General features: G+C 73.5%; 10 protein-coding genes. All 10 read left to right on the top strand.

The window, feature by feature from the left end:
- The first annotated feature begins 180 nt into the window (after nt 1-180).
- Nucleotides 181-1,338, top strand: a complete 1,158-nt coding sequence (locus tag FE811_RS24215) for a Pvc16 family protein (RefSeq protein ID WP_140849074.1) — start codon at nt 181-183, stop codon at nt 1,336-1,338.
- Nucleotides 1,335-3,236: an ATP-binding protein gene (locus tag FE811_RS28000; protein WP_219848942.1), complete on the top strand. Its 1,902-nt coding sequence runs from the start codon at nt 1,335-1,337 to the stop codon at nt 3,234-3,236. The genes FE811_RS24215 and FE811_RS28000 overlap by 4 nt, the downstream gene beginning before the upstream one ends.
- Nucleotides 3,233-3,505, top strand: a complete 273-nt coding sequence (locus FE811_RS24205) for a hypothetical protein (protein WP_140849072.1) — start codon at nt 3,233-3,235, stop codon at nt 3,503-3,505. The genes FE811_RS28000 and FE811_RS24205 overlap by 4 nt, the downstream gene beginning before the upstream one ends.
- Entirely contained in the window at nt 3,502-4,182 is a 681-nt protein-coding gene (locus tag FE811_RS24200) for a hypothetical protein (protein ID WP_072461277.1), read from the top strand. The genes FE811_RS24205 and FE811_RS24200 overlap by 4 nt, the downstream gene beginning before the upstream one ends.
- A gap of 12 nt (nt 4,183-4,194) precedes the next feature.
- Nucleotides 4,195-4,473, top strand: a complete 279-nt coding sequence (locus tag FE811_RS24195) for a hypothetical protein (protein ID WP_036760184.1) — start codon at nt 4,195-4,197, stop codon at nt 4,471-4,473.
- 7 nt (nt 4,474-4,480) lie between these two features.
- Nucleotides 4,481-5,626, top strand: coding sequence for a hypothetical protein (locus tag FE811_RS24190; protein ID WP_140849070.1), 1,146 nt, complete (start codon nt 4,481-4,483; stop codon nt 5,624-5,626).
- Entirely contained in the window at nt 5,623-6,366 is a 744-nt protein-coding gene (locus tag FE811_RS24185) for a phage baseplate assembly protein V (protein ID WP_214274781.1), read from the top strand. Before FE811_RS24190 ends, FE811_RS24185 begins: the two co-directional genes overlap by 4 nt.
- A 3-nt stretch (nt 6,367-6,369) precedes the next feature.
- Nucleotides 6,370-6,846: a hypothetical protein gene (locus FE811_RS24180; protein ID WP_140849068.1), complete on the top strand. Its 477-nt coding sequence runs from the start codon at nt 6,370-6,372 to the stop codon at nt 6,844-6,846.
- Between the two features lie 13 nt (nt 6,847-6,859).
- On the top strand, nt 6,860-7,258 hold the full coding sequence (locus tag FE811_RS24175; protein ID WP_140849066.1) for a GPW/gp25 family protein: 399 nt from the start codon (nt 6,860-6,862) through the stop codon (nt 7,256-7,258).
- Nucleotides 7,255-8,910: hypothetical protein (locus tag FE811_RS24170; RefSeq protein ID WP_219848940.1), on the top strand; the 1,656-nt coding region annotated here is incomplete at its 3' end. The genes FE811_RS24175 and FE811_RS24170, both read left to right, overlap by 4 nt.

Below are 8,910 nucleotides of genomic sequence, written 5' to 3'. Positions count from 1 at the left end.
CGCCGCTTCCCGCCGCACCGCCGCAGGCGGCCCCGCAGGTCCGCATCCGCATCGGCGCGCTGACCATCGTCACGCGCAACCCCGCCGAACGGCCCGCGGCCGCGCGCAAGACGCTGCTCGCCAAGCCGTCCCGGCGCGCGCCGCGCGGCCATTCCATCCCCCGCCCGGACGGAGGCTGAGATGGCGCGCTTCGTCAACCTGCACGATGCCGGCCGCGCCCTTGCCGCCCATCTGAAGGCGGGGATCGCGCCGCTGCTGCCCGACATCGCCGCCGGCCCGCCGATCGAGAACCCGACCGCGCAGGGCGAGGCGATCCGGGTATCGCTGCTCTGGGTGACGCCGCAACCGACGCATCGCAACGACGAATGGTTCATCGGCGACGACGGCCAGCGCCGCCCGCCGCCGCTGTCGCTTTCGGCCTTCTTCGTCATCACCGCCTATGGCACCTCGCCCGCCGGCGAGCCGGTGCAGGCGATCAACCGGCTTGGCCAGGCGCTGCAGGCCATCGAGACCGATCCCGTCATCGAACTGCCGATCCCTGCCTCGGCCGACATCGACCCGGTGCAGGGCGAGGGGCGGATGACGGCGACCCTGGTCCCGGTCGCGGCGGACCTGATGGAAAAGATCTTCACGCCCCTGCAGATGCGCCACCGGCCCTGGGCGCTGGTCGAGCTGGGGCCGGTGCAGCTGGAACGGCTGAACCTGCCCTTGCCCGCCCCCGACATCGTCGCGCCGGGGGGCGTGCGGCTGGCCGGTCCGCGGCCGATCACCCGGCCCGCGATCATCGGCGCGCTGCCCAACCCGCTGGGCGCGGGCCGCCGCCTGCGCATCGAAACGGCCGAGGCGGCGAATGCGACCGAGCTGCACCTTGGCCCGCACAGCTTCGCCCTGGCCGACCCGCCGCTCGGCCCCGGCCAGATCGCCCGGCCCGACGCCCTGGGCCGCATCTTCGTCACCTGCCCGCCGGGGGCCGATCCGGGCGCGCTGGACATCGTGCTGGTCGCGCCCGAGGGCGGGTCGGAGCGGCACGCCCTGTCCGTCACCACCGGCCGGCCCGCGCTGGATGCCCCCGCGGCGGCGCTGGCGCCCGGCGCGGACCTGGTGCTGACCGGCAGCGACCTTGCCGGGGCCGCGCAGGTGTTTTTGTGGCCCGCGCGCGGCATCCTGTCGCCGCTCGAGGTGATCGAGCTTGCGCCCACGTCGGCGACGCCCGCGCAGGTGGTGGTGGCCCGCGCCGCGCTGGACGCGGCGGGGCTGCGCGCCATTCCCATGCTGGCGGCGCTGCGCATGGGCCCGAACCGCTTCACCCCCGCCGTTCCGGTCGAGGTGACGCCATGACCGCGATGGGGATCGGCGCGGCAGGCGGCAGGCCCGCGGACTGGATGCGCGAGGCGGCGCTGCTGGCCGTCGCCCATCACCTTCGCGATGCCGAGACGGGATACGACCCGCGCGAGCGCTGGCCCGACCATGCGGAGGACTGGCGGCCCCTGGCCCTGCGCGCCGCCGAGCTGCCGCTGTCGCCCGCCGCCTGGATCGAGGCGGCCACCGTCGCGGCGGAACGCTTCCCGGACGCCGCCGCCGCCTTTTCCATCCTTGCCGACAATGCCGGCCTGCACCTGCCGACGCCCGCGGTCTTTGCCCGGATCGCGGTGGCCGGGCTGGGCCTCGACCATGACGCGGCGCTGGCCGCGGCGCTGGTCGCGCCCCAGGACAACCCCCGGCTGGAACTGGCCCAGCCGCCGGGCGCCTGCCTGCCCTCGGCGCAATGGGGCCTGCGCCTGACGCCCGAAGGGCTGGCCCGCAGCTTCCGCGGCCAGCCTCGCATGCAGGGCGATTTCGTCCCGGCCACCCACCGCCCGGTGATGCTGCGCCCGGCCCGCGCCGCGGCCCGCATCCTCGCCGCCGACGGCGTGCTGTGGCTGCGCAGCCCCTCGCGGCGCATGGCGCTGCAACTGGCCGCGGACCTTGCCGCATTGCTGCCGGCGCGGGGCTTCGATCTGGTCGCGCTGCGCCCCGGCGAGCCGCTGCCCCTGCCCGATGACGACGCCCCGCCCCTGGTCGTCGACCTGTTCGCGCTGGAGGCGCCGCCGCGCATCCCCCCGCGGCAAGGCGCGGGCGCGCTGGTCCTGCTGGCCCCCGACCGTTTCGACGCCGGGCGGCTGCGCGCGGTCGATGCCCCGCCCTTTACCCCGGCCGAGGCGCGCGCGGCATGGGACGCCGCCGGCATCGACGCCGCCATCGCCGACAGGCTCGCCCCCCGCTTCCAGCTGACGTTGGCCGAGTTGCTCGCCGCGCGGCACGAGGCCGAGATCCTGGCCAGCCTTGCCGGGGATGCGCCCGGCGACCGGCCCGATCCCGCGGGCTTCGCGGCGGCGATCTGCGCGGCGGGCGCGCGCCGCATGGGCCCCTTCGTCACCAATATCCGCTCGGACGTGACGCTGGACGACCTGGTCGCCGGCAGCGAGATCCGCAGCCGCCTGGCCGATGCCATCGCCTGGCGCGAGGCGCAGCGGCGGGTCTGGACCGAGATGGGCGTGCCCGTGGACGCGGGGGAATCGCAGGGGCTGGCGCTGCTGTTTTCCGGCCCGCCGGGCGGCGGCAAGACCTTTGCCGCGCGCTGCCTTGCCAATGCGCTTGGGCTGAACCTCTATCGCACCGACCTGTCGCAGGTCGTCTCGAAATACATCGGCGAGACGGAAAAGAACCTCTCGCGCATCTTCGACGATGCCGAGGCCGGCCATGGCATCCTGTTCTTCGACGAGGCGGACGCGGTTTTCGGCAAGCGCTCCGAGGTCAAGGACGCCCATGACCGCTATGCCAATATCGAGGTGGGCTTCCTGCTGCAAAGGCTGGAAACCTTCGGCGGCATCGTCGTGCTGGCGACGAACCTGCGCGCGAACTTGGACCCCGCCTTTACCCGGCGGATGCAGTTCGTCATCGACTTTCCCATGCCGCAAAAGGCCGAGCGCGAACAGCTGTGGCGCCGCAACCTGCCGCGGCCCGACTGGTGCGAGGACGGGCTGGACATCGCCATGCTGGCCGAGCGGTTCCGCTTTGCCGGCGGCAATATCCGCAACGCCGCCGTCGCCGCGGCCCATCTGGCGGCCGCCGAAAATGCCCGGCTGGCCCCGCGCCACCTTGCCCGCGCCGTCCTGCGCGAGCTGGAGAAATCCGGGCTGCCAAGGGGGGCCGACGACCTGGGCCCCCTGGCCCGCTGGCTGGAGGAGGCGCAATGAACACCGCGGCGGACCTGGTCATCGACATCGGCGAAATCAGCGTCGAAAGCGCCTCGGCCCAGGACGCCGCCCGCCTGCGCGCGGTGATCGAACGCGCCCTGGCCCAGGCCGCGCGCAGCCTTGCCGGGCTGGCGGCGGGCGCCGGGGCCCTGGGCGACCTGCGGCTGGAGCTGGCCGAGGTCCGCGACCTGCTGGCCCCCGGCGCCGAGACCGCGCTGGCCCGCAGGCTGGAGATCGCCATCCGCGCCGCATGGGAGGCCGCAAGATGAGCGACGCGATCAATTTCACCCAGGGCGCCTTCGCCGTCTACAATCCCGACGACACCGCCGTCATGGCCAGCTTCATCCCCTTCCGCTTCAACCCGGAATCGCTGACCCGCCAGCTGCAGCTGGAACAGGCGCAGGGGGCCGAGGGCGGGGCAGAGCCCGGCGCCCAGGGCTCGGGGGGCAGCAGCGGGGAACAGGGGGCCGACGCCTCGTCCGGCGCGCTCAAGGAAAGCTTCTCGGTGGTGCTGCGCTTCGACCTGGCCGACCGGGTCGAGGCGCATTCCTCGCTGCCGGTGGAATTCGGCGTGCTGCCGGAAATCTCGGCGCTCGAGGAACTGCTCTATCCCGTCGAAAGCGAGACCGAGGCGCCTTCCGACGGCAGCGAGCCGGTGCGCGCCCGCGGCCGCCGCCCGATCGTGCTGTTCATCTGGGGCGAAAGGCGCGTGGTGCCGGTCAAGATCACCGGCATGGCGATCGCCGAGACCTTCTTCAACGGCAAGCTCTATCCCGTCCGCGCCGAGATCGAGGTCGGGCTGGAGGTGCTGGGCGAGGCCGAGGCCCGCGACAACACCCGCGTCCAGTCCTCGCTGAACTTCACCGCCGCGAACCGCCGCAAGATGGCGCGGCTCTATCTCGATACGACCGCCGACCAGGGCACCAGCATCAACCTGCCGCAATAGGGGAAACCAGCGATGGCCGTCGACAAGAAAAGCCGTTACGCGAAATCCGGCCGGGTGGCCTGGGTGCGGGCGGACGGCTCGCAGGTCGAGCTGATCGGCCTGACCCCGCGCCCCGCCCGCGCGGCGATCTTTGCCGCCGTGGCCACCGACACCGACCGGCTGGATACGCTGGCGACCCGCTATTACCGCGATCCGCTGAAGCTGTGGCGCATCGCCGACGCATCGCCCGCGCTCGATCCCTTCGACGCGGTGGTGCCGGGCACGCCCGTGCAGATCCCCCCGGACAAGTGAGGACGCCATGGCCACGCCGCGCTTTTCCATCGAGATCGACGGAACCCGGCTTCCGGGGGCGCTGCTTGGCCGGGTCGGCGCGCTGGAACTGACCGAGGCGGACGACCAGCCCGCGCGCCTGGCGCTGCGGATCGGGCTGCGGCAGGGGGCGGACGGCACCTATGACGTGCTGGACGACGGCCCCTTCGAGCCGGGCGCCGAGATCCGCCTGACCCTGGCCGCGCCGGGCGGGGCGGACCAGGTGATGTTTGCCGGCTACCTGTCGCATCTGCGCCCGCATTTCGAAGAACCCGAGGCCAATTCCTGGCTGGAGGTTCTGGCCGCCGACGCCGCCATGCTGATGGCCGCGGAGGAACGCGTGGCCAGCTATCCCGACGCCGGCGATTCCGACGCCGCGCGCGAGATCGCCGGCCGCTACGGGCTGCAGGTCGAGGCGCAGGACACCGACGCCAAGCTGGCCGCCGACGACATGCTGTTGATCCAGCGCGCCGACGACTGGTCGTTCCTGCGCCATCTGGCGGCGCGCAACGGCTTCGTCACCTATCTGGAACCCGATCCCGCCTCGGGCCAGCCGACCTGCCATTTCCATCCGCGCGACCTGGGGGGCCAGCCGCAGGCCGACCTGACCATCCTGCGCGAGAATGCCAACCTGGACTGGATCGACTTCGCCGCCAGCCTGGAGCGCCCGGAAAAGCGCCTGGCCCACGGCATCGACGCGGTGGCCAAGCGCATGGTCCGGGCCGACGGCGAGGCGCAGGACGAGCTGCTGGGGCAGGCGCTTTTCGCCGCCGAGGCCGCCGAAGGGCTGGCCCGCGCCGGGGCGACCGGCTCGGTCCGCTTCCTGCGCGGCGCGCTGCCCCGCGACGCGGCGATGGGCGCCCATACGCGGGGGCGCGGGGTCCGGGACCACCTGGCGATCGAGGCAAGGGGCCAGCTCGACCCCGCGCGCTATCGCGGCCTGCTGCGGGCGCATCGCACCGCGCTGATCAAGGGCGTCGGCGACCGGCTCAGCGGCACCTGGTATATCCGCGAGGTCACGACCGAGATGGCCGAGGGCATGCTGGTCCAGCGCTTCTCGGCGCTGTCGAACGCCCTGGGACGGCGCGGCGGCGAAGGTTTCGGGCAATCGGCGGAAGAGGAGCCCCCGGCATGAGCGGCAACGGACCAAGGGCGGATTTCGGGCGGATGCTGGCGACGGACGGGTTGTCCTCGGACCTGCTGCGCGCGCTGGCCGCGCTGGTGGGCGAGGCCGGGCGGCCGGCCTTCTACGGCAAATATGCCGGCATCGTCACCGACCGCGACGACCCCAAGAAGATCGCCCGCATCCGCGCCCGCGTCCCCGAAGTCCTGGGCGAGGACCAGGAAACCGGCTGGGCGCTGCCCTGCCTGCCCTGGGGCGGCGGCCACAACCGCGGCTTCTTCGCCCTGCCCGAGGTCGGCGACACCGTCTGGATCGAGTTCGAGGCCGGCGACCCGATGCGCCCGATCTGGGCCGGCACCTTCTGGGGCGCGCCGGAAAGCAGCGGCGGGCAGGACGACCTGGGAACCGACACCGGCACCGAGGCGCCCGAGGGGCCCGACGGCCCCGCCGCCCCCGGCCTGGTCATCCTGCGCACCAGGGCGGGCCATGTCGTCAGCCTGGACGACGACGGCGAGGTCGTCGTCATCGCCGAGGCCTCGGGCGCCGAGCTGCGCATCTCGGGGCAGGGAGAGATCACCATCACCGCCGACACGATCAAGCTGGGGGCCAATGCCTCGGAATCGCTGATCCTCGGCGACGCCTTCATGCAGCTTTTCAACAGCCATACCCATCCGACCGGCGTCGGCCCCTCGGGGCCGCCCGCCCAGCCGATGGGCTCCAGCCATCTCAGCCAGGTTTCAAAGACGGAATAGACCATGCCGCTTGTCCCCGCCGCCCTTTCGCAATCGCTTCAGTCGCAATGGTTGCCGCGCGACGAGAACGGCGATTTCAAGGACGACGCCGCGGCCTCGGCGCAGGCCCTGGCGGGGGCCGTCGCCGACTGGTTCGGCATGGCGATGGCGGCGGGCATTCCCTGCGCGACGGCGGCGGCGCGCAAGGGCCAGTTGCAGGCGCAGCTGGTGCCCGTGCTGCAAGCCGGCTCGGCTGGGGCGGCGGGACAGGGGATCGCGCTGTCCTTCATGGCCTATGTCGCCGGCCAGTCCTTTGGCCCCGGCGTGGCCGCGCCCCCCGTCGCGACCGCGGCCGCGGGGGCGGCGATCACCGCGGCCCTGTCCGACACCGGCGCCGCGCAATCCTCGCGCGCCGACCGGATCGCGGCGGCGCTGCATGCCCAGGCCCTGTCCGCGATCGTGACCTTTCCGCCGCCCATGCCCCCCGCGCCCGTCACCTGAAAGGAAAGACAGGATGGCCGCCCGACATATCGCCGATCCCTTCGCCCTTGGCCCGCCGCTGGTGCGCGCCGGCACCCGGCTGCGCCGCGAGGGGCTGGCCGAGACCGAGGATGCGCATATCCATGTCCGCGACCGCATCATGGCGGTGCTGTTCACCCGCCCGGCCGAGCGCGTCATGCGCCCGCGCTTCGGCGCGGGGCTGGATGCGCAGGTGTTCCAGAACATCTCTCCGCTGGCGCTGTCGGCCATCGAATACCGCATCCGCGAAAGCCTCGACGCGGTTTTCGCCGGCGAGGTCACGCTGGAGGAGCTGACCGTCGAGGATGGCGGCGACGAGGGCACGGTTCTGGTCTCGATCGACTACGCCCTGCGCGCCGACCGCACGCCCCACCGGCTGGAGGTGGTGCTATGAGCGAGCCGGGCGCCTTCGGACTGCAATGGGGCGAGGCCGAGATCGGGCCGGGCTGGCAGGGAATCGCGGCGCTGAGCTTTTCCGAACCGCCACCGCCGGGCTTTGCCGTGGCCCTGTCGGTGCGGCTGGCCAAGCCGGCCGCGGGCCTTGCGCCCCAGGACATCGCCGTCACCGCGCCCGGCGGCCTGCCGCTGGAGGCCGAGGTGATGCCGGTCGCGGATGGCGACGGCACCATCACCGTCCGCTTCGTCCAGCAGGGGCCGCGCGGCCGGACGCTGGTGCGGCTGCTTTCGGGCGGCGACGACCCGCTCGACCCGTTCTTCGCCGAGGCCGGCTTCGATTTCTTCGTCGCCTGCCCGGCGGGCGATTGCCGCGAACCCGCCGCGCCGCCCCCGCCGCCGGGGGTGCAGCCCGCCATCGACCTTGCGACCAAGGATTTCACCGGCTTCCTTGCGGTGATGCAGAACTGGGCCGCCGCCACCGATCCGAACTGGGCCGGCACCAACCCCGCCTCGACCGAGGCGATGCTGGTCGAACTGCTGGCCCATCATGCCGAGATGCTGTCGCTGCACCAGGACCGCGTCGCGCAGGAGGCGTTCGTCGACACCGCGCGCGAGCGGCTTTCGCTCAGCCGCCATGCCGCCGCGCTCGGCCTGGCGCTGGACGAGGGCGGCTCGGCCCTTGCCGTCGTCGCCGTGGACCTGCCGCCCGGCCGGGCGGGCTTTCTGCCCGCGGGCACCCGCTTCGTGCGCGAAGAGGGCATGGGCCGGATCACCGCCACCTTCACCAGCCGGGCCCCCGCCATGCTGGACGCCGCCTGGAATGCCGGGCTGCAGCGCGATGCCGACCGCGGCCTGCTGCGGCCGGCGGCCTGGCCCGGCGCACCCGATGCGATCCTGCCCGCCGGCGCGCGCGAATTGCTGCTGTGGGGCTGGGGGGCGCATCTGCTGCCGGGCCAGCGCATCGCGCTGGTGCAGGGCCGCGCCGCCCATGTCACCCGGATCGCGGCCCTGGCCGAGATCAGCCAGCCGGGCTGGGCCGCCGACCCCTCGGACCCCGCCCACACGCTGCCGCGCGAGCTGACGCGGCTGGAATTGGCCGAGCCGCTGCCCCTGCCCTTCCGGCCCTGGTCGGACCCCGAGGGCGCGCCGCTGCTGATCACCGCGAACCTGGTCGAGGCGATCCACGGCGACCCCGCCAGCGCCGCGAACGAGGAAGGCGCGGCAATGGGCCTGGGCGCCGGCCGGCAGGACGTCGTCACCGCGACCGACCTGCTGACCGGGACGGTCACGATCCGCGCGCTCAGGACGCCGCAGCCGCAGGTGCTGACGGACGGGGACGGCCGCCCCTCGGTCCGGCTGCATGTCGGGGCCGAGCCATGGGAATGGCAGCCGACGCTGATGAACTCGGCCGGCTTCGACCGCCATTTCACCACCGAGACGGAAGAGGACGGCGCGGTCTGGCTGATGTTCGGCGACGGCAATCGCGGCCGGGCGCTGCCCCTGCCGCCGGGGTCGGGGCCGCGGGCGCTGGCGAACCAGCCCGCGCACCAGCGCATAAGGCTGGGCTGGCGGCAGGGCGATGCCGAGGCGGGAAACCTGGGCGCCTTCGCCCTGACCGGCGCGCGCCCGCCGGGCGGCGGCGATGCCGGG

It is taken from the genome of Paracoccus sp. FO-3, assembly GCF_006386455.1.
In the GTDB taxonomy this organism is placed as follows: Bacteria; Pseudomonadota; Alphaproteobacteria; order Rhodobacterales; family Rhodobacteraceae; genus Paracoccus; species Paracoccus versutus.
The sequence above is the reverse complement of the archived record's forward strand: the minus strand, read 5'-3'. Positions and strand labels throughout refer to the sequence as shown.

Bases quoted from the DNA above. Each gene is read 5' to 3' on its own strand.
- FE811_RS24215 (WP_140849074.1), top strand. From the start codon at position 181: ATGGCGCGCTTCGTCAACCTGCACGATGCCGGCCGCGCCCTTGCCGCC.
- FE811_RS28000 (WP_219848942.1), top strand. From the start codon at position 1,335: ATGACCGCGATGGGGATCGGCGCGGCAGGCGGCAGGCCCGCGGACTGG.
- FE811_RS24205 (WP_140849072.1), top strand. From the start codon at position 3,233: ATGAACACCGCGGCGGACCTGGTCATCGACATCGGCGAAATCAGCGTC.
- FE811_RS24200 (WP_072461277.1), top strand. From the start codon at position 3,502: ATGAGCGACGCGATCAATTTCACCCAGGGCGCCTTCGCCGTCTACAAT.
- FE811_RS24195 (WP_036760184.1), top strand. From the start codon at position 4,195: ATGGCCGTCGACAAGAAAAGCCGTTACGCGAAATCCGGCCGGGTGGCC.
- FE811_RS24190 (WP_140849070.1), top strand. From the start codon at position 4,481: ATGGCCACGCCGCGCTTTTCCATCGAGATCGACGGAACCCGGCTTCCG.
- FE811_RS24185 (WP_214274781.1), top strand. From the start codon at position 5,623: ATGAGCGGCAACGGACCAAGGGCGGATTTCGGGCGGATGCTGGCGACG.
- FE811_RS24180 (WP_140849068.1), top strand. From the start codon at position 6,370: ATGCCGCTTGTCCCCGCCGCCCTTTCGCAATCGCTTCAGTCGCAATGG.
- FE811_RS24175 (WP_140849066.1), top strand. From the start codon at position 6,860: ATGGCCGCCCGACATATCGCCGATCCCTTCGCCCTTGGCCCGCCGCTG.